A 21,151-nucleotide genomic window follows, 5' to 3' on the forward strand; every position below is an offset into this window, starting at 1 on the left:
ATAGAAATTAAGTCGGATTTATTTATGTTTCTAATATACAGTGTATTAAATTAGAATTTTACGTTTAAAACGGCTGAAAATCTGATAATAGGTTCATTAGAACTTATGTTTGAATTCCAAGATGTTGCAATACCTGTTTCAATATTATTGAAGCAGTACAGGAAATCAACTGCGATTTCTGGCTGAACAATACCTAAGAAAATCCCACTCGTTTTTTTGTTATCGATAATATATACTACTTCCTCTCTTTTATTTTCTCTCTCATAGGCAGCTGTAATACTTTGATTTTTAATTTCATACAAAGGAATGTACATACCTGCTCTGATTTTAAAATATTCACGATCTAACAGAGAATAAAATATGCTACCTCTAAACAGTTTAACATCCGTGTGAGAAGAAAAATCTTTTCTGACTAATCCGATGCGTTGTAAAGATAAACTGTAAGGATTAATCTTATTAAACGCATTAAATCCATAGAAATCAACTCCTAATAAGAAACGAGAGCTTATTTTTCTTTGATAAGAAATATTATAATCCGAGTATGTTTCGTTAAATAGATGTGATGTTGGTTTTGATTGGTCAAAAATAGAGCTATCACCATCTTCGAGCAACAGGGTATTCAAAACACCTTTTTTAAAGCTGATAAAATTTTTACTTTCCGCGTCTTGTGAGTAAAGCTGATGGGTCATTCCTATCACCAAAAGTAGCGATAAAACTTTGATTTTTTTCATGTTATTCTAATAAATTGATTAAACGGTGCTAATGTATTTTTTTTTTTGAATATCAAAATAATTTGTTTTTTTTATTGAATTCGTTTCTTAATAGTTACATTTTTAAAGGCTCTACTTCGGCATGAGGTTGAAAGACATAAACCTTTTTGGTATTTATTTCAATACATTCAAAACATTTAACACGTTTGCGTCCTTTTTGAAACACACGTCCGTCTGCGATACGAAAAATGCTACCTAACGGTAGCTCAAAAATAAAACATATATCCTGATTTTCATCATATTTTTTAAGAGTAACCGCTAATAGAGAATCAATATCACTACTGGATTTTGGGTTTCTGAAATGATTGGCAACCACTTTTAGCAAATCCGTAGGAAAGATAGAGGGAGAAATGAATGGAATCATCAGTTGTTGGAAAGTGTATTTCCATTCGTTCCCGTGAGGTTTTATGTTTCTACCAAATTTTTCAAACGCCACTAAATGAGCAATTTCGTGGATAAGTGTGATTAAAAAGCGGTATTTATTTTCACCAGCATTTACTGTGATAAGATGTTGCCCATCAAGCAGTTGCCTGTAATCCCCATGTCTTGTTTTTCGTTCATTGACAATTTTAAGATGAACATTATTCCGTTTGATAAGTTCAAAACAGGGCATGACAGCATTTTCAGGTATGTATTTTGCGAGTATGCGTTCCATTCGGCAAAGATAAGAAATTTATTTTCTCCTAAAATAGTTTAATTGTCCATGTTTATTGTTGTGAATAACTTTAATTTTAATAAAAGTTTAACATTTTTAAAGGGATATTATTCTCTTTATTTTCCGTACTTTTGTCGAGAAATAACCAATACAGATTTTTGCATATGATTAAGGATTATCGAGACATCGAATTGACAGTTGAAAGACCCACTCCTATTGATAAAGAAGTGGTTTGGGATAAATCAAAAGTTATTATAAGTGAGACAGATGTGTACGGTCGTATTACCAACGTGAACGACATTTTCTGTACGGTTGCGGGGTATACTCCAGCTGAAATGATTGGTCAGCCACACAGCATCATCCGTCACCCAGATATGCCAAAGGTAACATTCAAAATGCTTTGGGACAACTTGAAAATGGGGAATAATTTTGCAGGTGTCGTTAAAAACTTAGCAAAATCAGGCGAATATTATTGGGTTATTACCGATTTTGAGATGCGTCGTGACGCTTTGGGGAATATCACACACTACATCGCACGTAGAAAATCTGTACCAAAAGGAGTGATTGATAATTACGTAGCCCCCTTGTACGAAACAATGGTGAAACTTGAAAAAATTGGTGGTATGGATTTGAGTGCTCGTTTTTTCAAAAATTATTTGGACAAACAAGGAAAAGACTACATTGATTTTATCATTGATGTAATGGCTGAAAATAGAGAAAATGTAGCGTTCCAAGACATTCCAGTGACATCTATTGATACCAATAAAATGGTTTCCGATGACATCTATACCGTGAGTGATGAGATGAACGAAAAACGTAAAAGTTTCTTTGGTAGATTATTTTCTTAATTAATTTTTACAATATTAATGAAATAATTATTACTTTTGCATTTTAATAACCTAAAATAGAAAGAACTATGTCTGATTTTAAAAGAGTGGAGCCTACAATTCAAAGACCGACTCCGATTGATAGAGAAGTAGTTTGGGACAAATCAAAAGTCCTAATCAGTGAGACAGATAGTTTTGGAACTATCACTAACGTAAATACCGTGTTTTCAGAAGTTTCTGGATACTCGATGGCGGAGCTTATTGGGCAACCTCATAATTTGATTAGACACCCCGACATGCCAAAATTGATTTTCAAAATGCTATGGGAGAATTTGAAAAAAGGAAACAACTTCGTTGGAGTTGTTAAAAACTTAGCAAAATCAGGAGAATACTATTGGGTGGTTACAGATTTTGAAATGCGTCGTGATGCAATGGGTAATATTACACATTATATCGGTAGAAGAAAGGCTGTACCTCAAAAAGCTATAGATAATTACTTAGCTCCGTTTTACGAAACACTGTTAAAGTTAGAAAAAATTGGAGGAACTGAGTTAAGTAGTCGCTATTTCAAAAACTACTTAGCAATGCAAGGTAAAGATTATATCGACTTTGTTATTAGCGTTATGTCAGAAGGAGAAAACAAAACATTTTCAGGACAGGCTGCAGGTGCTATGGATAACAATACTGTGGTTTCTGATGACATTTATGACGTAAGTAATGCTATGAACGAAAAACGTAGAAACTTCTTCGAGAGATTGTTCTCATAGTACAAAAAAGCAAATACAATAAAAAAAAGACTATCCAAAAAAAGAGGATTTTGTGTATTTTAGACACCGTTACCATTTATTAATGACGAACCTCTCTATTCGGATAGTCTTTTTATTTTCTCTTTTCAGGACAATGTGGTAAAAAATGGTGCTTAGATGAAAAGAACCAAAAGTGCGAGCCGCACGGGCATTAAAAAATAAAGCAGTCGGCTTCCGACAAATTTTCCAAACTTGCTTCCTGCAGTCACTTCGAACAGTGGAAAAAATTCCACATACTAAGCTCCAAGTTTTCGCTTACTTTGCTTTATTCGTTGATTTTCTTAAAGCCAAATCTCCAATGCCAATGAAAAGCGGTCAAAATACTGAAAAATCTGTGTTGAACCATTAAAAAGTATATTCAATTAAGTACTGAACTCAAAAAAATAAATATGAGACTCAAAAATTAAGGAATACCCTTAATAATTTTCTATGCTAACCAAAAGCCAAAAGTACTACCTGAAATAAAACTGTCTGAAGAGTTTTACTTAATCACTACCTCTTTAATAAAATAAGCACTTATTATCTTGCAGATATTATTTTACTAACCAAAACAGTGCGATCATGATTTTTATATTTAAACTCTTCAGACATTATTTGAGTTTTTACACTCCGAAAGCCTCTTTAATTTTATCGACAAAATCCAACTTTTCCCAAGTAAACAACTCAACCTCAACGGTTTTAGTAGCATTATAAGGAGAAGAAAACTCTTTTGTAACAATCTGTGGCACTCGTCCCATATGCCCGTAAGCAGCTGTTTCACTATAGATTGGATTTCTCAATTTCAATCGCTGCTCAATATCGTATGGACGAAGGCTAAAAATTTGCTGTATTTTTTTTGCAATCTCTCCATCAGTTAGGTTTACCTTTGACGTACCATAGGTGTTGACATACACCCCAGTTGGTTCTGCCACTCCAATAGCATAACTTACTTGAACCAAAATTTCATCTGCTATACCTGCAGCTACCATGTTTTTTGCAATATGTCGCATAGCATACGCTGCACTTCTGTCTACTTTACTTGGATCTTTACCTGAGAAAGCTCCTCCTCCATGAGCTCCTTTACCTCCATAAGTGTCAACAATGATTTTTCGTCCCGTCAGCCCTGTATCGCCATGAGGCCCTCCAATAACAAAAATTCCTGTTGGATTGATGTGATAAATAATATTATCATCAAAAAATGGGGCGTACTGCGGATATTTTTTTATTACCCTCGGAATTAGAATAGTAATAATATCGTGTTTAATTTTTTGTAGCATTTCAGCCTCTGAAGCAAAATCATCATGTTGAGTCGAAATCACGATAGTATTGATTCGTACAGGCTTGTTATCATCACTATACTCCAATGTAACTTGACTTTTTGCATCAGGTCGTAGATAGGTAATTTCCTTATTTTCACGTCTTAAATCAGCCAATTCTCTCAAAAGCGTATGTGATAAATCCAATGCTAACGGCATGTAATTTTCCGTTTCGTTTACCGCATATCCGAACATCATCCCTTGGTCACCTGCTCCTTGCTCTTCGGGTTTTGCTCGTTCCACACCTTGATTAATATCAGGTGATTGCTCGTGAATTGCTGAAAGAATACCACACGAATTCGCCTCAAACATATATTCACTTTTGGTGTAGCCTATTTTCTTGATAACATTGCGTGTAATTTGTTGAACATCAATATAAATATCCGACTTCACTTCCCCTGCCAATACCACTTGTCCAGTAGTTACTAAGGTTTCACACGCCACTTTTGAACTTGGATCAAAAGCTAAAAAATTGTCAATTAGAGCATCACTGATTTGATCAGCGACTTTGTCAGGATGTCCTTCTGACACGGACTCCGATGTAAATAAATACCCCATTTCTTAATAGAATTTAGAAAGGATAACTTTGGAAATTGCCTTGTTTTTGGATAGAATATCCTTATGTAAGATAGTATAAGTCACTGTTTTAGCATTTTTTCGGAAGTTCCAAAAAGAGGTTGCAATCAGTCCAAATTTTTCCTCTTGTTAATGATGGTGCAAAGGTAGAATTTATTTATATAATGGCAAATTTTTAATGCAAAAAGTTTTTATATCCCGTTTGCTTAAAGTACAATTACCGGTACATGGGTACTTGACAATCAGGATCAGCTTTAATCATCAAGTTCATATTAGATGGAGATAAATAAGGGATCCCCAAGCCCAATCCTCGTAAAATAAACAATGCTCCGATAAGGATAATAAAAAAAGGTATAATCTTTTGGATATAGATTTTCGTTTTTGTTTTTAAAAAATTACCTAAATAAATGGTTGCCGTTAGTAAAGGAACTGTTCCCAATCCAAAAAAAAGCATATACATTGCAGAATTTGTTATGCCGGTTTCAGCTAAAGCACCAAACAACGCCATATACACCAATCCGCATGGAAGAAAACCATTAAAAAAACCAATGAGAAAAACGGAAAAAGCTGTTTTATAACGAAGTTGTCGCCCCAAAGCCCGTTTGACAAATCCTATTAAAAAATAAATAGGCTTCGTAAATACGTTTAAGCGAATTTTTACCAAAGAAAGCACAACCACAACTATCATCAGTACTCCTATAATAATAGATAATTGTTGTTGATACTCTCTAACGAATAAACCTTTACCTAAAACTCCGAAAAGCACTCCCAATAGCACGTAAGTCAACGTTTTACCTATGTGATAGGTAGCCACTTGAATAGCCTTTTTGAAAGGATTATCATGTCTCAAAGGTAGTAGTAAGGTCAAAGGCCCACACATTCCTACACAGTGAAAACTTCCTAAAAGTCCTAAAATAAGTGCTGTATAAAGCATTTCTATTTGATGTCTATTTTTTCTGTAGATATATAATCCTGACTATCAAACTGATAGTTAACTTCTACTACCCAACGCCCCTTTGAAAGCACATTCATAGGTACAAGCATTTGATTATCTTTAATTTGCAATGGTATTCTGAAATCTCTTTTTTGATCCGAAGGTCTGTAAAAATATACAGTTCCAACAATAGCATCAGTAGTTTTTTGTGGAAATGTCAATATAACACCTGCCTCTGAACTCTGAATACCTACTCCCATTTGTTCTGAAGCAGTTTTTTTTGCTTTTTCCATCATATTCTGGAAAGCTAATTCTTTTTTGTAGTAATCCTCAGTAACAAAATCGTGATCATATTTTTTGTTTATAGACATATTGAGAACAAAGTACATGATAAACGTAATAAAAAATGCAAACGCAATAACAATACCTGTCCCCCACCCTATTTTAAATTTCTTCTTTTCTGTAATCATTTCAGTGATAATTTATATTCTGCAAAGATACGTAAATCGAAACAAAGCACAAAAAAAGAGTCCGAAAATCGGACTCTTACTTAAATTTCTTTTATTGATTCGCCAATTTGAAGTTGATAGGATATTGGTACACTACCGCTGCTGGTCTTCCACGTTGTTTACCTGGAATTAACTTAGGTAGTTTTTCAATGATTCTACGAGCTTCAGCTTCCAACGATTTATCAGGGCCTCGGGTTCCCACAACAGATACAGTACCATCTTTGTTGATACGGAACGTTACCGTTACTTTCCCTTGAATGTTCATCTCCTGTGCTGATTGAGGGTATTGGAAGTTTCGTTTTACGTGTTTATCCAACGATGACTTGAAGCAATCTTCTTGTTCTTTTTTAGTTTTCAACTTCTCACACCCTTCAAACATAGGCTTGTCTTCAATGATGGTAAACGGTACATCAACCTCCTCCTCAGGTTCATCAACTACTTCAATTTCTTCTACTTTCGCAACCACTTCTTCCTTGGTTGTTTCAGTTGAACTAATAATGGTTTCTTCAATCTGTTCTTCATTCTCAACCACTTTTACGTCTTCCACAACTGGTGGTGGCGGTGGTGGTGGTGGCGGAGGCGTAAACTCCTCCATTGCGAATTCTTCCTGATCTTCATCAAGATTTGAATTGTCTAAGTCAGACAAACGACTTTCGTGTTCTTTTCTGTCATACGATTTCATTTCAAATCCTGCATAGGACAACGCAGAAATTAAAGCAAAACCAATAGCAAAAAACAATCCACTACTTTTAGTCAAGTCTGCTTTTGGATTCTTTTTTGGTTGCATAACTTAAATCTTTTTAAAAGGTAATTAAACATTTATTTAACATTAATTAAAAGCTTTTTATTAATGTACTTCATACCGATTAGAGCAACAACTGTGCCAAAAGTATTGAATAAAACATCAAATAAATCTCCACTTCTGTCTTGTGTTATAGTATTTTGCAACCATTCGATACAAATTCCTAACGAAAAAGCAACAACAAATGATAAAATGTAAATATTAGCTACTTTTTTAACATTTTCTTTATTATTTTGAAATGTCAAAAAAAACAGTATTGTAAATATAAAATAAAATACGAAATGAGCAACTTTATCCAAATGAGGGATTTTCGGTAATTCATCTACATTCTTTGGAGGCATTAGACTCAAAACCAGAATAACAATCACCCAAATTAGCAACAAAATGCCAAACGTCTTTTTATTAAGCACCTATCAACTCTTTATAATCGTCAGCAGACATAAGTTCATCTAATTCAGAAGCATCGCTGAACTTCACCTTAATCATCCAACCATCTCCGTAAGGGTCTGTGTTTACTTTCTCTGGTGATTGTTCCAAAACTTCGTTAAAAGAAACGATTTCACCACTGACTGGTAAAAACAAATCAGATACTGTTTTTACAGCTTCAACAGTTCCAAAAACTTCCTCTTTATCAAGAGTTTCGCCTTCTGTTTCAACTTCTACGTAAACGATGTCGCCCAACTCTTTTTGAGCAAAATCTGTAATACCTACAACGGCTAAATCACCTTCAACACGAACCCACTCATGGTCTTTAGTGTACTTTAATTCTGATGGAATATTCATAATGTTTTAATATTTTATTAACAGACTTCAAAGGTACTATATTTTTTTTGAAATAACAAACGTTTTTAAGATAGAAATTTTAATATTTCTTTTAGATTTTTATCTACATTCCCTATTCTATTTTGTAAACACCTTTTTTACAAGATATTAACTTCCCAACTTCGCTCTGGATCATACCCTAAAAATCCGCTCGAAACAAAGAGAGGAGATGATATATTATTGGTATATAACGCTCCTGTACCCAACCCCTGTGGCATTTCAGTATTTAAAGTATATGTCCATTGAGCAATAGCATTAAGCCCAATATTACTTTCCAAAGCACTGGTAATCCACCAGCCTATTTTACATTCATTGGAAAGACGAATCCATTCCTCGGATGATTTATAACCTCCAACTAATGAAGGTTTTAAGATAATATATTGTGGATTAATCTGCTCCAAAAGCTGCTTTCTTGATTCATATCCAAAAACTCCGATAAGTTCTTCATCCAAAGCAATCGGCAGAGGAGTTTGTTCACATAATTTCGCCATTATCTCGCTCTGTTTTGCTTTGATAGGCTGTTCAATGGAATGCAATTCTAAATCCGCTAATTGCTTTAATTTTTCAAGAGCATCTTGAGGAGAAAAAGCTCCATTAGCATCAACTCGAATTTCAATATCTTCAACTGGAAATTCAGTACGCAATCTCTTCAATATCTGATATTCTTGCTCAAAATCAATTGCACCAATTTTCATTTTTATACACCTAAACCCTTGTTGAATCTTTTCTCTGATTTGGGATTTCATAAAATCAGCAGTTCCCATCCATATCAAACCATTAATCGGTATAAGATCCCTCCCTATCGTAAACTCAGAGGGATATAGTTGATACCAATTCTTTGATTCTACAGATAGAAACGCCTGTTCCACTCCAAATTGAATAGAGGGGAATTCTATTAATTGCGTGAGTAGTTGCTCCTTTCCTAAATGAATGTTTTCACATACCCACTGTAATTTCTGTTCATAGTCAGGACGATCGTCAACGCTAAGACCTTTGAGTAAGCCACATTCTCCTACTCCTTTTTTTTCTCCATTAGAGATAAAGAGAAAATAGGTTTCTTTTTGGGTAAGAATTCCTCTTGAAGTTCCTGAAGGACGTTTAAACTGTAAAGTATATTTTTTATAAGATGCTTTTAACATTTAAGGTAAATTTTCTTGATTTTTTTCAGAAACGCAAATCGAATGCGAAGCTCTGTTTATTGCATATAAAAGGAAAAACCGCCCTCATCGGACGGTTTTTTTACAATTGTGCCTACGACTGGATTCGAACCAGCACGCCTTGCAGCACCACCCCCTCAAGATGGCGAGTCTACCAATTTCTCCACGTAGGCAAGGTAACATACAAAAAAAGTTAAGCCTAAACTTAACTTTTTTCTGTGACCTGGCTGGGGCTCGAACCCAGGACCCCAACATTAAAAGTGTTGTGCTCTACCAACTGAGCTACCAAGTCCTCAAAATCAAAAAAAATAAATTGTATAACCCTTGTGACCTGGCTGGGGCTCGAACCCAGGACCCCAACATTAAAAGTGTTGTGCTCTACCAACTGAGCTACCAAGTCTCCTTTAACTATTTCTTCAATGCGGGTGCAAATATATAACATTTTTTTTAGATTGCAAGAAAAAATAAAGTAAATTTGCAGACAAAAATAAACTTTTTTCACAACTATCTGAAAATAAAACATTTAAAAATGAAAATAATTTTACTTGGATACATGGGTAGTGGTAAATCTACACTTGGAAAAATTCTGGCTGAAAGAAGAAATCTTCCATTCATTGATTTAGACTCTTATATCGAATCAAAAGAAAATAAAGAAATCAAAGAAATATTTAAAGAAAAAGGTGAGATTTACTTCCGAAAATTAGAACATGACTACCTAAAAAATTTACTACAATCAGAAACTGACTTTGTATTGGCTTTGGGAGGAGGAACGCCTTGCTTTGGAAATAATATGAATTTAATTTTGGAACATTCGCCTTATGTGTTTTACCTTCGATATAGTCCTAAAAAGTTAGCAGAACGTTTGAAATGCGAAAAAAGAAATCGTCCTTTGATAGCTGATATCGATGATGAGAATTTGGAAGATTTTATACGAAAACATATTTTTGAGCGAAATATGTTTTACAATCAAGCTCATTTCATTATCGCTTCGGATAACTTTTCAATAGATGAAAGTTTAGCTCAGATTGAAATGAATATCATTGGAAAGAGTCAATAAGTCGTATTTAATAAGCTTAACGTATAAAATAATACTTTGAACTATTATAATTTGAACCACATAGAAACAACGGGTAACTTTATGTTTTTTTACCAACTTTCAAGATGAAAAAGTGATTCAAATAAACGGATTAAAAGTTTATAATTTTCATGGCTTGACCTAACTTCATAAAGAATTGATACTTTTATGAAATATTTTTATTGAGTTCATTATTTATTTTCATACACAGTCCTTTTCCTTAGGTGACGGAGAACCAAAAGTGCGAGCCGCACGGGCATTAAAAAATAAGCAGTCGGCTTCCGACAAATTTTCCAAACTTACTTCCTGTGGTCGATTCGAACAATGGAAAATTTTCACGCTTTATTCGTTGATTTTCTTAACTCCAAATCTCCAATACCGATGAAAAGCGGTCAAAATGCTGAAAAATCAGTGTTGAACCATTGAAAAATATATGCAATTAAGTACTGAACTCAATTCATTTTTTCAGTTTATAAATTATAATTATAGGATTCTCATCATCATCTAACGAATTGACAAGTTGCTCTAATTTTTTTTGTTTTTCAGGATATTTTACCTCGATACGTTCTTTATTTTCTAAAGACCGAGCTTTTAATTCATCGGGTGGAACAATTCTAATAAAATAACCATCAGAATTAGATTTCAAATACGTAACCGAATAACCTCCGTCAACATCATTTACCCAGCCACCACCTTTTAAAAATCCGTATTTATTGATGCTGTCAGGCTTCACGCTCCATACCGAAGTTTCCCCCGATTGTTTGCTATGGACTCCGTACCAATTTTTTTTGTCGTATATGAATGTTATCAGTATCTTGTCAAACATTTCTGAAAAGGAAAGATGTCGAATAAATTTTCTTCCTTTCTCGCTTTTTTCTGATGGACTCGAGTGCATATCAGAAAAAAATTCTTGACTTACTTTGTATTTTCCAAAATTAACAACATAAGTGGGTAAAATTTCGTCCTTTGAAACGGAATATACAGTGTCATTTATACAACTCAATACACGAACCATATCATTATACTTCCATATACTTTGTTGTAAGGTTTGTCCTTTTGAATAATACGGTTTTGATTTTTTCAATTGAATGGTATCTCCTTTGCTGTCAATGATTCCTACGATACAAAGATTAGGATCATCTATTGGAGTTGTGTGTGGAAAGTGATGTATTACAATTCTATCATTATTTAAAACATCAATATTTAAAATTCCATCTGCAACGGGGGTCTCTTTTAGGTATTCACCATCAGTGTTATACCACAAAATCTTTCGTGTCCAATTGCTATGAATGGCGACAAGACTGTCGTGTAGTGAAGAAGCCCGAATTCCCAAGTATTCTTTGGGTCCTTGTCCATTTTTACCTATTTCTCGTAGAAATTTTCCATCTCGGGAATAACATAAAAGTCGTTCTCGAACTTGTAGTAAGAGATAATTTTCATTCAATGCTACATCAAAAATTATATCCACTAACGAAGCGGGATATTCCGGGCGAATATATTCTATATCCTCCACAAAATCGCTTAAATTCAGTGGCTCTATAGGGTTTTCAATGGCTTTTTCTAAGTCAATTATTTTTTCTAAGGAAGAAGTACTTTTTGTACCTTGATTGGATTGTGTTTTACTGTCGGAACACGCTATCAACAACATAACCATTCCGATTAAAATTTGTGTTGTTTTCATATGATTCGTTTTTAAAATCCTATTTTCCCCTATAAATCAACCAATAAATTAACAGAATAATAAACAAACTTACCAATGTTCCCATCATCATTGTACCTATCATTGCAACCACAAGAGACCTTTGCAATTCTGAACCTAAGTTTCTTCTGAGAACAAAATAATGGTCGTGTTATAAAAATTATGATGATATAAAAAAATTGACAATCAATGAAATGTAATAATTTTATTGAACACAAATAAGAATTATACTGTATTGTCCCGATTGTTAAAGTACAAAGATAGTAAAAAACGGAAAAATTTCTTAAGGAAAGCAAAATTATCTTTGCAAGGGTTGTCATCGCCAATTCATCGCCGACCATAATTTGACCTATAAAGGTTGTTTATCAATAATTTACTAAAAGATTTTGATTCCTTTGGTAAGAAAAGCAGGTATACGAGATATTGCTGAAATCGAATAAGTTAGCATTAAAAAGGAAATTGTAGTATGTCAATAGGTAATCGAAACAAGAAAACAGTTCGAAAACTTCGTAAAAAATTGAAAAGATTAGGCATAAGTTTTGGACAAATTTGCACCGATAATTGGGAGGCTTTTATTTCTGTTTTTGAAGAAGATAATCATAAAATTGGTAAAAACACACTACTCATATTGGAGAAAATAACAGGAATTTAAAGTACAGAATTTGTAGAACTGTCAGAAAAACTTGTTTTTCAAAGAGACTTGAAAATCATTTAAAGCCTTTGAAATTACCTTTTTTTTACATCAATTTTGGGTATACATAATCAATACTTTGGAAAATACGACCGAAAAATGATAGCTAAAAGTACAAATCTGCTGTATTTTACTTTAAAAATTTAAGAAATGGGCTATCAGTAACTATATTTCACTCCTATATAAAATGTTCGTCCTGGACTGATAGATGAATAAAATCCAACGGTGTTAGCTTTGTAATTTAAAAGATTATTAACACCTGCATTTAGCACAAAACCCAAAGGCAGTTTCATTGAAGTTTGCAATCGCCAAATCCAATAAGGCTCATAAACCGAATAATACTCTTCAAAAGTATTTCTTTCTTCACTAGAAAAAAGAGTAGTTGAACTCACATATTTTCCGCTAATTATCAGGCTAGGAATGTATTTCAGACTGTCAGAGGGCGAATATTCTCCTTTGAGGGTAAATGTATGTGGTCGATGGTCGGAAAGACGTTTTTCGATATCATAAAAAGCATAGGAACTCTTCAATCGAAAGAATTTGTTCAATCGATACGCTACCGAAAACTCTGAGCTTATAATTCGTGTAGCACCTTTGAAATTGGTATAGTCAATTGAGCTATGTGAATCTGACCATACGAAATCGATTTTATCTGTCACTACGGAATATTGAGTTATAGCTGTGATATTCAGTTTTTTAGTACTGTAATCTACTGAAAAATTGAAATTATCGCTTAATTCTGGTTTAAGGGTTTCGTTCCCTTTAATTTGAAATCCTCCACCCCAAGGATGGAACCAATTGGTATAGAGCTCTTTAATCGTAGGAGAACGAAATCCACTGGAATATCCACCTCGTAAAGTAAATTCATCTATAGTGTACATTCCCGACAAACGGAACGTGAAATGTTCCTGAAATAGAGAATGATAGTCCATCCGAACTCCTGCCACGAGAGTGAAGCGATCAGACAAAATCCAATCTTGTTGAGCAAAAAGTGTATAGTTTTTGCTGTCTTTACTAGCTTCCGTACCTTTCTCGTTAAAACGCAGACTAATCAATTCATCTACAAGAACTTCAGCTCCTGCAACAAGCGTATGTTTTCCAGAAATTAGATTGTTATATTGCGTAGAGACACGTTTTAGAGTGTTTTCATAGTTTTTTTCCTGCTCATTTAAAAGGCGATAGTAGTTGAATTTACTATAACGATCAAAACTTCCTGTAAGTTTAATCGATTCATTTTGAGATAGTTCATAGGTGGATTTGAGTGATAAAGCATAGTTGTAATAACGTTCAAGTACTTTTTTAGCATTTTCAGTCCCATCATTTCGTTCACTAAAATAATAGGCAGGTTTGAGTTCTAAGTCCCACTTTGGAGAAATTCGAAAGTTTAACTTTGGATTTATTCCATAGTTTGTAAATCCAGCAATATGCAAGTAGTCATGAGGCAACTCTTTAACTCTCCCGTCAGTATAAAAAATTTTTCGTTGTTCGGTATCTTTCAGCAAGTATGGTTCTCGCATTTTGTAGAATGACCCTATTTGAAGACTTCCCCATTTTTGTTTACTTCCTATGGAAAGATTGGCTCTGTGGTCAATATTGGTATCATATAGATAACTTGAACTAACATCGAATGATTTCTGAGCATTTTTTGTAATAATGTTGATAACCCCACCAATAGCGTTGGAGCCATAAAGCGAAGATGAAGCACCTTTGATAATTTCAATTCGCTCAATGTTGTCTAAGTCAATTCGTTCGTAATCAATGTTTTCAAAAGTTTCTCCTGCAACACGTTCGCCGTCAATCAAAAAGAGGACATACTTTCCACTAAAACCCATCATATTGATGTTCGGGCGACCTCCATCATACGTAAAATTGATTCCTGAAAATTCGTTTTCTAAAAAACTTTGAAAGTCAGTAGATTGTGATTTGTAAATATCTTCCTTCGTCAGTAGTTGAACTACAATAGGAACGTTTTTTAGCTTTTTTTCACTTCGTGTTGCTATAACCGTAACTTCCTCAAGTTCAATAGCTTTTTCTTCTTTCTTAGAACTATCATTCTGGCCGAAGGCATTAGCCACCAGCATTAAGAAAATCAAAGAGAAAAAAACTCGAAACATGGTTTTATGGTATATAAATAACACAGAATTGCTACACCAATAACAGTGTAGCAATTCCATGCGCATCGTCTTTAATTATTAAAATTTCCCTTCTTTATTACTTACTTGGTATTTAAAAGAAATATAATAAGGGGCATTTTTATCGTTTGTATAGCTTGTAACTTGAATTTTCGCATATTTTCCTGTAGCAGTTTTCACTACATAAACCCAATTATTAGGAGTAAAAACAGGTCCTGATGCACCATATCCAAAGGTAAAAGGTCCATTATCGTGGATTAACTTTGTTTTCACCGTTTCACGAATAGCCTCTGGAATCTTAGCTACAATACCTTTACTTTCGATAAATCTCCAAAATCCATCTGAATACCCTAAAGATAAAACTGGTGAACTAACGTTTTGATCAACAGATCTTCCAACAAAGGTAGTACGCTGAATGTCAGGTATATACCCTGTAGTAGGAGCCTCTTTAACTTCTTCAAAAACCTTTTGTTCTGTTTTTAAAGTTCCTCGTGTTTTAACATCATATTGATTAAAAGCAATGTCCCATTCGTTATTAGTCTCAGGGTCCTTTACTATTACCTCTTTATTTTTGTCAAACGAAAAATACACAAAAGAAGTAGCATTTGTTTCTGTTACATTTAGATTAGTAACTGTTTTAACTTCTCCTACAGGTTCTGTTTTTTCGTTATCTTTTTTACAAGCCGTAAATAGAACTGTTCCTGCTAAAATAATTGATAAAAAAATTCTTTTCATTATAGTATAATTAATATGTTATTTTAGGTGCAAATATACAATTTTATTTAGAATAAAGATAAATTGTTTATTTTTTTTATGTATTCTTGCAGAGTAAAAAGGTAAATCACGCTACTCTAACTTTTCTTGTATTTTCATCAATCCATTCAAAGGATAAAACAGCGTGTTTATCCGGAATATACGAACTTACACGCTCCGCCCACTCAATAAAACACCAATTCCCCGAGTACAGATACTCCTCAAAACCAATGTCAAAAGCCTCTTCTTGATGTTCAATTCGGTAAAAATCGAAGTGAAAAACCACATTTTCTGAGCCTTCGTAATGGTTTACCAAACCAAATGTAGGACTTGCTGTGATGTTATCAATTCCTAAATTTTTTACCAAGGCTTTGATAAAAGTTGTCTTTCCCATTCCCATACTCCCTTGAAAAACAACTATTTTAGAAGTTAATAGAGGTAGTATTTTTTTCGCTGTTTCGTCTATTTCTGATAGTGAATACGTAAATTCCATTTTCTAAGTATTATTTATTCCAAATTTCCCAAGCTTTTTCAGCTTGTAACTCCAACATTCTCAACCCATTAATTATGGTAGCGTTTTTATTTTCTCCTTCCTGTAGAAAGGCTGTTTTTGATGGATTATATATTAAATCGTACAACAAATGTTCCGATGTGATAAAGTGATAAGGAATAGGAGGGCTGTCGTTCACATTCGGAAAAGTTCCTAAAGGTGTACAATTGACGATGATTTTGTATTCTGATAAAATATCTGCTCCAAGATCGGCATATGTATACTGTCCCATTTTTGGATTTCTTGACACAAACTTGAATGAAATTCCCAACATCTTGAATGCATGTGCTATCGCACTTGATGCTCCACCTGTGCCTAAAATTAAGGCTTTTTGGTGGTGTTCTTTCAATAAGGGGTGTATGGATTCCATAAAACCCACATAATCTGTGTTATATCCGATGATATCACTATCTGTGAATTTTATTGTATTTACCGCACCAATAGCTTCGGCAGTTTCGTCCAATTTGGTGAGTAGCGATATTATTTCTTTTTTGTAAGGAATGGTAACATTTAATCCCTTAATATTCGGATTTTCAGCCAACTTTTGCGGTAATTCTGCAATGGTTTGTATGTCAAAGTTTACATACTGAGCATCTGAGATATGTTCCTTATGGAATTTTTCATTAAAATATTTTCGTGAAAATGAGTAGGATATGTTTCTTCCTACCAAACCGAATAGCCTTTTTTGCATTTTGAAAGTTTTGATTTTTGTGGTACGTCTGCCTCTGTCAAAAGAAAACCATCCCAAAAGTTGAATTAATTTTTTCCCTGAATCTGCAAAAGATACTCTAAATTATAGACTTTAAAAAGTCAGAATTACCATTGCGGGTTGCCGGTTAGTAAAAACAACTTTTGGGACAGCTTTCTTCAAAGTATTTTAGCTATTTTGGAGGATATTTCTCTAAAATTTTATCTACAAATCTAGTGATAGCTTTCTCTTTAGCGTTCATATTTCGAGGAATATATCCTAAGCCTTTCCCTTGCCAAATCAGTTCTTTTTTCTTAGCATCAATGATTTCAATAAAAAGAGTTCCTTCAGCATTGGTACTTACGCTGTAATTTGAATGTCCCCAAAAAGGGCCATATCCCACTCCCCATCCCCAATAGTAGGGATTGTTGTTATACACATTAATATTTTCACGCTCTTGCGTAAAAATATTGACAAGCACATCGGGAGTTTCAGAAGTTTGCATCCCTTTTGTAGTCAAATTGTGTTCAATAGCTCGTAAAATGCGACGTTTGTCCAAATCAGAAATCGGAACTTTGTCAATACCTTCTTTGAAAAAACCGAAAGTCTTATACTCCGAAAAGTTGGCTTGTCGATCATAATCAGTCGCAACCTGAACCATTGCACACGAACTGAGCAATAGGGCAACAAACAATACAATAATAGTTGATAATTTTTTCATACTCTATAATTTTTAGTGAAACACTATTATTAAATTCATAGAACATACCACAAATTTCATACCGAATTTATAGTTCTGTCGCCCAATAATTCGTAGATATGTCCGACTCATCTATTCCAAAAAATCGTCCAAGACCTCTCGGAGTTCATACATTTGTGGAACTCCTTTGGTTCGGCTGATTCGTGCGAAAATATATAGAAAAAACCATAATGCGACCATTAACGCCATCATTATCAAATCAAAACTAAAACTATCTTTGAGAATATGATGAGAGTAGGCCAATACTAAAAAAATGACAAAAGTAGTGGCGATAGCGAAATGTAGAAACATAAAAAACGACCAAAGGGTAGGTTCTGGGCCAAAAAGAGCTCGAATGCGTGTGCCTCCCTCTTCTTTAGGTTGAAATTCAACTTGCAGGTGCGGAGAGTAATATTTTCGCTGATTTTTATAAATATGTATCCATACCTGCCGGTCAGAAATCACCAATAGATACTTCTCTTTGAATATTTCTTTACATTCTCTGACACGATGCAATAGCTCATCAACCGGCTTCTCACTCTCGACAATAAAGCGTGGACGCAATGGAATACTTTTATTTAGATTCTTCATAATTGTTGGGTTAGTTTATAAAAATTATGAATCGAGATTTGAAAATATTAGTACAACTGAAATTCAACAATTTATTTTTTTTTACTTCCGTATAAAAAACCATAAACCCCTCCTACGAAGATAGCTCCTCCGACAATATTTCCAAGCGTTGCAGGGATTAAATTATCTACGAAAAAAGCTGTCCAAGTTACGTTTGCACCGTGAAAAATCCCTGTAGGAATATAAAACATATTGGCGATGGAATGTTCAAATCCCATAACAACGAATGCCATCACAGGCCACCATAAACCTGCTAAACGTCCAAGCATTGTTTGAGATGAAAGTCCAAGCCAAACCGCCAAACAAACTAACCAATTGGCTCCTATTCCTCGTATAAACACCTGATGCCAAGGTAAATGTGTTTTGTATTCAGCCAACTTAGTGATGTAACTTGCATAAGGTTCGGACTGCATAATTCCTGAATGATACACAAAAATGTAATCAAAAATAATTAATCCGATGAAATTCGATATAAAGATGATTATCCAATTTTTAAGGAAATAAGTTTTTGGAATTTCGCCTTGTATTGTAGCTGGAATTAGGTTGGCATTATTTCCTGTGAAAAGTTCGCCTCCAACTAAAATGATGAGCATCAACCCCAAAGGGAATGTAGCTCCACTGATAAGTTTTGGCAGTATGGGATTTGTTTCGGCTATTCCTCCAACACCCGCCCCTGCTAATGAGGAAAGTACGCCTCCCATTCCAATGTAAAAACCTGCAAGGATGCCTAAAATGACTAATTTTCCAAAGGTGGTGTTGTATTTTTTTAGAGCCATTCCTTTGGTTATTTCAATAACTTCGTGTGGTGTGTTTATCATAATTTTAACTGAACATTTTCGGTTGTATCGCCCACAAAGGTACTAAATGTAGAGGAATATAGCAAGTCAGAATCTCTGAAATTGTGAGTAGCACATTTAGTCATCAAAATCAAATTTTTGCTTAACAAAATTGGAAAGTAAATTCTTTTGACTTTTGAAAATGCAATTTTAATGAGAGAGGTTACATCGGTTGAACTAAATTTCAATAACAGTTTCTCATAATTTTAAAATATACAACTCAATGGTTAAAATTTGTTTTCATTCAACGCGTAATTTGTATTAGAACAATAGTCGAAAAAAAGTTTATTTTCGTAAATTTGTCGGAGTTTAGTAATCCAAAATATAAATTAAAATGAATAGAACTGTACTACTATTGAGTTTTCTATGCTTAGCCTGTCAGCATCCTCAAGAAGAGAGACAGGTCAAAATTTCTGATTTTGTTTCTAAAAATCAGAATGTTGAAAATTATTCTCCTATTGTTGAAGCTTTGATAAACTCATTACAACAAACGGACAATACCCAACCGACAACCATTGTTTTAGATAAAAACATCTATCATTTTCACAGCGATGGTGCTTTTGAGAAGGAATTGTATATCTCCAATCATGACCAAGACAACCCTAAAAAAGTAGCTTTTTACTTGGAAAATATGAAAAATATTACCATCGACGGTAACGGTAGTGAGCTAATTTTTCATGGCACGATGATTCCCTTTGTGATGAAAAGTTGTGAAAACATTACCTTGAAAAACTTTTCAATAGATTTTGAATTACCACATTTGCGACAACTTCAAATTCTGGAAGTTGATGCTGAAAACAATATTTCTGTAGCTGAGATACATCCTGCAGGGAATTATAAAATTGAAAATGAAAAATTACTTCTTTTGGGTGAAGATTACCAATTACAACCTACTTGGGTAATGGCTTTCGACCCTAATCGGCGATTGTCCTACAAACGAGCTGATGTTGATTTCAAAACACAAAAAATCACTGAATTACGTCCGAATGTACTAAAAATTGAAGGCTGGAGTCAAAATCTTTTGACCAAAATAGGAGAGCGATTTGCTTTACGAACTTATAACCGACCTACCCCTGGAATTGTGATAGACTACTGCAAAAATACAAATGTAGAAAATGTCAAAGTTCACTATGCTTGGGGCATGGGTTTGCTCGCTCAAATGTCTGAAAACATTACTCTTAACAAATTTTCAGTATGTTTGAAAGGAGATAATGATCCTCGTTATTTTACTACTCAGGCAGATGCCACACATTTTTCAGCCTGTAAAGGAGTGATTCGTTCCGAAAATGGATTGTATGAAGGTATGGCCGACGATGCTATAAATGTACATGGAACGTATCTAAAAATCATTGATAGAGTAGATGATAAAACCATAAAAGCTAAATATATGCATCCACAAGCGTGGGGATTTTTATGGGGAGAAGTAGGGGACGATGTACAGTTTATTTCTTCTCAATCAATGGACTTAGTAGATGGGAAAACTTACAAAATAGCTTCCATTAAGGCTGTAGATAGACCAACGGAGTTTGGGGCAAAGATTTTTGAAATCTCTTTTACACAAGATATTCCTAAAGAACTCAATGGAGACCAACCCTTTGGAGTTGAGAATCTTACCTGGGTACCCGAAGTCGTTTTTAGTAACAATGTCATTCGTAATAATCGAGCCAGAGGAGCTTTGTTCAGTACTCCAAAAAAAGTGATATGTGAGAATAATTTATTTGATCATACTCACGGAACGGCAATTTTGTTATGCGGTGATTGTAACGGATGGTATGAAACAGGAGCTTGTCGTGATGTGATTATTCGTAACAATACGTTTATAAATTCTTTAACGGCTAATTACCAGTTTACAAATGCTGTAATATCTATTTACCCGGAGATACCAAATTTGGATCAGCAACAACAGTTTTTCCATTCAGGAATTGTGATTGAAAACAATGAATTCCAAACATTCGACGCACCTATTCTCTATGCAAAATCCGTTGATAATATGATATTTAAGAATAATACAATCAAGAAAAACAACGATTTTGAGCCTTTCCATTGGAACAGACATATGTTTTTGCTTGACCGAGTGAATAACGTAAAAATTAATGAGAATAACTTTGACATACCACTTTCTCAATCCGATGTCAAAATAAACCTTTCTGAAGGAAATTCAATTGAAATTCAAATAGATAGCCTAAAAACACAAGGAAAGTAACA

Annotated in this window: 22 protein-coding genes and 3 tRNA genes; 5 read left to right on the forward strand and 20 right to left on the reverse strand. The window is 34.0% G+C overall.

What is annotated here, in order from left to right; all coding sequences use genetic code 11:
* Positions 1 to 50: 50 nt before the first annotated feature.
* A complete protein-coding gene (locus CCAND38_RS06055) occupies positions 51 to 731 on the reverse strand; it encodes a hypothetical protein (RefSeq protein WP_042344371.1) in 681 nt (226 codons plus the stop codon).
* Between the two features lie 94 nt (positions 732 to 825).
* Positions 826 to 1,425, reverse strand: coding sequence for a SprT-like domain-containing protein (locus tag CCAND38_RS06060; protein WP_042005597.1), 600 nt, complete (start codon positions 1,423 to 1,425; stop codon positions 826 to 828).
* Positions 1,426 to 1,589: 164 nt separating this feature from the next.
* Here CCAND38_RS06060 and CCAND38_RS06065 point away from each other — a divergent pair, with 164 nt between their 5' ends.
* Positions 1,590 to 2,273 (forward strand): PAS domain-containing protein, encoded by a 684-nt coding sequence (locus CCAND38_RS06065; protein WP_042005600.1) that lies wholly within the window; start codon positions 1,590 to 1,592, stop codon positions 2,271 to 2,273.
* 68 nt (positions 2,274 to 2,341) lie between these two features.
* On the forward strand, positions 2,342 to 3,019 hold the full coding sequence (locus CCAND38_RS06070; RefSeq protein WP_042005602.1) for a PAS domain-containing protein: 678 nt from the start codon (positions 2,342 to 2,344) through the stop codon (positions 3,017 to 3,019).
* Positions 3,020 to 3,660: 641 nt separating this feature from the next.
* Here CCAND38_RS06070 and metK read toward each other — a convergent pair.
* The 10 genes from metK to CCAND38_RS06120 all read right to left on the reverse strand — a co-directional run bounded on the left by metK (position 3,661) and on the right by CCAND38_RS06120 (position 9,553).
* A complete protein-coding gene (gene metK / locus CCAND38_RS06075) occupies positions 3,661 to 4,911 on the reverse strand; it encodes a methionine adenosyltransferase (protein ID WP_042005604.1) in 1,251 nt (416 codons plus the stop codon).
* A 235-nt stretch (positions 4,912 to 5,146) separates the two neighbouring features.
* Positions 5,147 to 5,863: a sulfite exporter TauE/SafE family protein gene (locus CCAND38_RS06080; protein WP_042344372.1), complete on the reverse strand. Its 717-nt coding sequence runs from the start codon at positions 5,861 to 5,863 to the stop codon at positions 5,147 to 5,149.
* A 2-nt stretch (positions 5,864 to 5,865) separates the two neighbouring features.
* Positions 5,866 to 6,333, reverse strand: a complete 468-nt coding sequence (locus tag CCAND38_RS06085) for a FixH family protein (protein WP_042344373.1) — start codon at positions 6,331 to 6,333, stop codon at positions 5,866 to 5,868.
* Between the two features lie 91 nt (positions 6,334 to 6,424).
* Entirely contained in the window at positions 6,425 to 7,159 is a 735-nt protein-coding gene (locus CCAND38_RS06090; RefSeq protein ID WP_042344375.1) for an energy transducer TonB, read from the reverse strand.
* A 32-nt stretch (positions 7,160 to 7,191) separates the two neighbouring features.
* Complete coding sequence (locus CCAND38_RS06095; RefSeq protein WP_042005611.1) at positions 7,192 to 7,584, reverse strand: VanZ family protein; 393 nt, start codon at positions 7,582 to 7,584, stop codon at positions 7,192 to 7,194.
* The gene (gcvH, locus tag CCAND38_RS06100; protein ID WP_042005613.1) at positions 7,577 to 7,957 is read right to left on the reverse strand and encodes a glycine cleavage system protein GcvH; all 381 of its coding nucleotides are present in this window, start codon (positions 7,955 to 7,957) and stop codon (positions 7,577 to 7,579) included. Before gcvH ends, CCAND38_RS06095 begins: the two co-directional genes overlap by 8 nt.
* Positions 7,958 to 8,094: 137 nt before the next feature.
* Positions 8,095 to 9,135, reverse strand: a complete 1,041-nt coding sequence (locus CCAND38_RS06105; protein WP_042344377.1) for an o-succinylbenzoate synthase — start codon at positions 9,133 to 9,135, stop codon at positions 8,095 to 8,097.
* 109 nt (positions 9,136 to 9,244) lie between these two features.
* Positions 9,245 to 9,326: transfer RNA gene (locus CCAND38_RS06110), tRNA-Leu, on the reverse strand.
* A gap of 46 nt (positions 9,327 to 9,372) precedes the next feature.
* Positions 9,373 to 9,445, reverse strand: a tRNA-Lys gene (locus tag CCAND38_RS06115).
* Between the two features lie 35 nt (positions 9,446 to 9,480).
* Positions 9,481 to 9,553: transfer RNA gene (locus CCAND38_RS06120), tRNA-Lys, on the reverse strand.
* Positions 9,554 to 9,682: 129 nt separating this feature from the next.
* On the opposite strand from CCAND38_RS06120, the gene CCAND38_RS06125 reads away from it, so the two are divergent.
* Positions 9,683 to 10,210 (forward strand): shikimate kinase, encoded by a 528-nt coding sequence (locus CCAND38_RS06125; protein ID WP_042344379.1) that lies wholly within the window; start codon positions 9,683 to 9,685, stop codon positions 10,208 to 10,210.
* 475 nt (positions 10,211 to 10,685) lie between these two features.
* Here the strand turns inward: CCAND38_RS06125 and CCAND38_RS06130 are convergent, their stop codons facing one another.
* Entirely contained in the window at positions 10,686 to 11,909 is a 1,224-nt protein-coding gene (locus CCAND38_RS06130) for a DUF4934 domain-containing protein (protein WP_042344381.1), read from the reverse strand.
* Positions 11,910 to 12,444: 535 nt separating this feature from the next.
* On the opposite strand from CCAND38_RS06130, the gene CCAND38_RS12185 reads away from it, so the two are divergent.
* On the forward strand, positions 12,445 to 12,579 hold the full coding sequence (locus CCAND38_RS12185) for a hypothetical protein (protein WP_439096264.1): 135 nt from the start codon (positions 12,445 to 12,447) through the stop codon (positions 12,577 to 12,579).
* A 197-nt stretch (positions 12,580 to 12,776) separates the two neighbouring features.
* Here CCAND38_RS12185 and CCAND38_RS06140 read toward each other — a convergent pair whose 3' ends face one another.
* The 7 genes from CCAND38_RS06140 to CCAND38_RS06170 form a co-directional block, all read right to left on the reverse strand.
* The gene (locus CCAND38_RS06140) at positions 12,777 to 14,732 is read right to left on the reverse strand and encodes a TonB-dependent receptor plug domain-containing protein (protein WP_042344382.1); all 1,956 of its coding nucleotides are present in this window, start codon (positions 14,730 to 14,732) and stop codon (positions 12,777 to 12,779) included.
* A 78-nt stretch (positions 14,733 to 14,810) separates the two neighbouring features.
* The gene (locus tag CCAND38_RS06145) at positions 14,811 to 15,485 is read right to left on the reverse strand and encodes an HmuY family protein (protein ID WP_042344384.1); all 675 of its coding nucleotides are present in this window, start codon (positions 15,483 to 15,485) and stop codon (positions 14,811 to 14,813) included.
* Between the two features lie 106 nt (positions 15,486 to 15,591).
* Entirely contained in the window at positions 15,592 to 15,996 is a 405-nt protein-coding gene (gene tsaE, locus CCAND38_RS06150) for a tRNA (adenosine(37)-N6)-threonylcarbamoyltransferase complex ATPase subunit type 1 TsaE (protein ID WP_042005630.1), read from the reverse strand.
* Positions 15,997 to 16,006: 10 nt separating this feature from the next.
* Positions 16,007 to 16,744 (reverse strand): shikimate dehydrogenase family protein, encoded by a 738-nt coding sequence (locus CCAND38_RS06155; RefSeq protein ID WP_042005712.1) that lies wholly within the window; start codon positions 16,742 to 16,744, stop codon positions 16,007 to 16,009.
* 190 nt (positions 16,745 to 16,934) lie between these two features.
* Positions 16,935 to 17,462 (reverse strand): DUF4136 domain-containing protein, encoded by a 528-nt coding sequence (locus CCAND38_RS06160; protein ID WP_042005632.1) that lies wholly within the window; start codon positions 17,460 to 17,462, stop codon positions 16,935 to 16,937.
* A gap of 111 nt (positions 17,463 to 17,573) precedes the next feature.
* Positions 17,574 to 18,071: a hypothetical protein gene (locus CCAND38_RS06165; RefSeq protein WP_042344385.1), complete on the reverse strand. Its 498-nt coding sequence runs from the start codon at positions 18,069 to 18,071 to the stop codon at positions 17,574 to 17,576.
* 71 nt (positions 18,072 to 18,142) lie between these two features.
* Positions 18,143 to 18,928, reverse strand: a complete 786-nt coding sequence (locus tag CCAND38_RS06170; RefSeq protein WP_042005635.1) for a formate/nitrite transporter family protein — start codon at positions 18,926 to 18,928, stop codon at positions 18,143 to 18,145.
* Positions 18,929 to 19,280: 352 nt separating this feature from the next.
* Between CCAND38_RS06170 and CCAND38_RS06180 the strand changes: the two genes are divergently transcribed.
* Complete coding sequence (locus tag CCAND38_RS06180; RefSeq protein ID WP_052458161.1) at positions 19,281 to 21,149, forward strand: alpha-1,3-galactosidase-related protein; 1,869 nt, start codon at positions 19,281 to 19,283, stop codon at positions 21,147 to 21,149.
* Positions 21,150 to 21,151: the final 2 nt, after the last annotated feature.

It is taken from the genome of Capnocytophaga canis (genome assembly GCF_000827555.1).
In the GTDB taxonomy this organism is placed as follows: domain Bacteria; phylum Bacteroidota; class Bacteroidia; order Flavobacteriales; family Flavobacteriaceae; genus Capnocytophaga; species Capnocytophaga canis.

Excerpts from the sequence above, each read along its gene's own strand:
- CCAND38_RS06055 (WP_042344371.1), bottom strand. The coding sequence starts at position 731 with ATGAAAAAAATCAAAGTTTTATCGCTACTTTTGGTGATAGGAATGACC.
- CCAND38_RS06060 (WP_042005597.1), bottom strand. The coding sequence starts at position 1,425 with ATGGAACGCATACTCGCAAAATACATACCTGAAAATGCTGTCATGCCC.
- CCAND38_RS06065 (WP_042005600.1), top strand. The coding sequence starts at position 1,590 with ATGATTAAGGATTATCGAGACATCGAATTGACAGTTGAAAGACCCACT.
- CCAND38_RS06070 (WP_042005602.1), top strand. The coding sequence starts at position 2,342 with ATGTCTGATTTTAAAAGAGTGGAGCCTACAATTCAAAGACCGACTCCG.
- metK (WP_042005604.1), bottom strand. The coding sequence starts at position 4,911 with ATGGGGTATTTATTTACATCGGAGTCCGTGTCAGAAGGACATCCTGAC.
- CCAND38_RS06080 (WP_042344372.1), bottom strand. The coding sequence starts at position 5,863 with ATGCTTTATACAGCACTTATTTTAGGACTTTTAGGAAGTTTTCACTGT.
- CCAND38_RS06085 (WP_042344373.1), bottom strand. The coding sequence starts at position 6,333 with ATGATTACAGAAAAGAAGAAATTTAAAATAGGGTGGGGGACAGGTATT.
- CCAND38_RS06090 (WP_042344375.1), bottom strand. The coding sequence starts at position 7,159 with ATGCAACCAAAAAAGAATCCAAAAGCAGACTTGACTAAAAGTAGTGGA.
- gcvH (WP_042005613.1), bottom strand. The coding sequence starts at position 7,957 with ATGAATATTCCATCAGAATTAAAGTACACTAAAGACCATGAGTGGGTT.
- CCAND38_RS06105 (WP_042344377.1), bottom strand. The coding sequence starts at position 9,135 with ATGTTAAAAGCATCTTATAAAAAATATACTTTACAGTTTAAACGTCCT.
- CCAND38_RS06125 (WP_042344379.1), top strand. The coding sequence starts at position 9,683 with ATGAAAATAATTTTACTTGGATACATGGGTAGTGGTAAATCTACACTT.
- CCAND38_RS06130 (WP_042344381.1), bottom strand. The coding sequence starts at position 11,909 with ATGAAAACAACACAAATTTTAATCGGAATGGTTATGTTGTTGATAGCG.
- CCAND38_RS06140 (WP_042344382.1), bottom strand. The coding sequence starts at position 14,732 with ATGTTTCGAGTTTTTTTCTCTTTGATTTTCTTAATGCTGGTGGCTAAT.
- CCAND38_RS06145 (WP_042344384.1), bottom strand. The coding sequence starts at position 15,485 with ATGAAAAGAATTTTTTTATCAATTATTTTAGCAGGAACAGTTCTATTT.
- tsaE (WP_042005630.1), bottom strand. The coding sequence starts at position 15,996 with ATGGAATTTACGTATTCACTATCAGAAATAGACGAAACAGCGAAAAAA.
- CCAND38_RS06155 (WP_042005712.1), bottom strand. The coding sequence starts at position 16,744 with ATGCAAAAAAGGCTATTCGGTTTGGTAGGAAGAAACATATCCTACTCA.
- CCAND38_RS06160 (WP_042005632.1), bottom strand. The coding sequence starts at position 17,462 with ATGAAAAAATTATCAACTATTATTGTATTGTTTGTTGCCCTATTGCTC.
- CCAND38_RS06165 (WP_042344385.1), bottom strand. The coding sequence starts at position 18,071 with ATGAAGAATCTAAATAAAAGTATTCCATTGCGTCCACGCTTTATTGTC.
- CCAND38_RS06170 (WP_042005635.1), bottom strand. The coding sequence starts at position 18,928 with ATGATAAACACACCACACGAAGTTATTGAAATAACCAAAGGAATGGCT.
- CCAND38_RS06180 (WP_052458161.1), top strand. The coding sequence starts at position 19,281 with ATGAATAGAACTGTACTACTATTGAGTTTTCTATGCTTAGCCTGTCAG.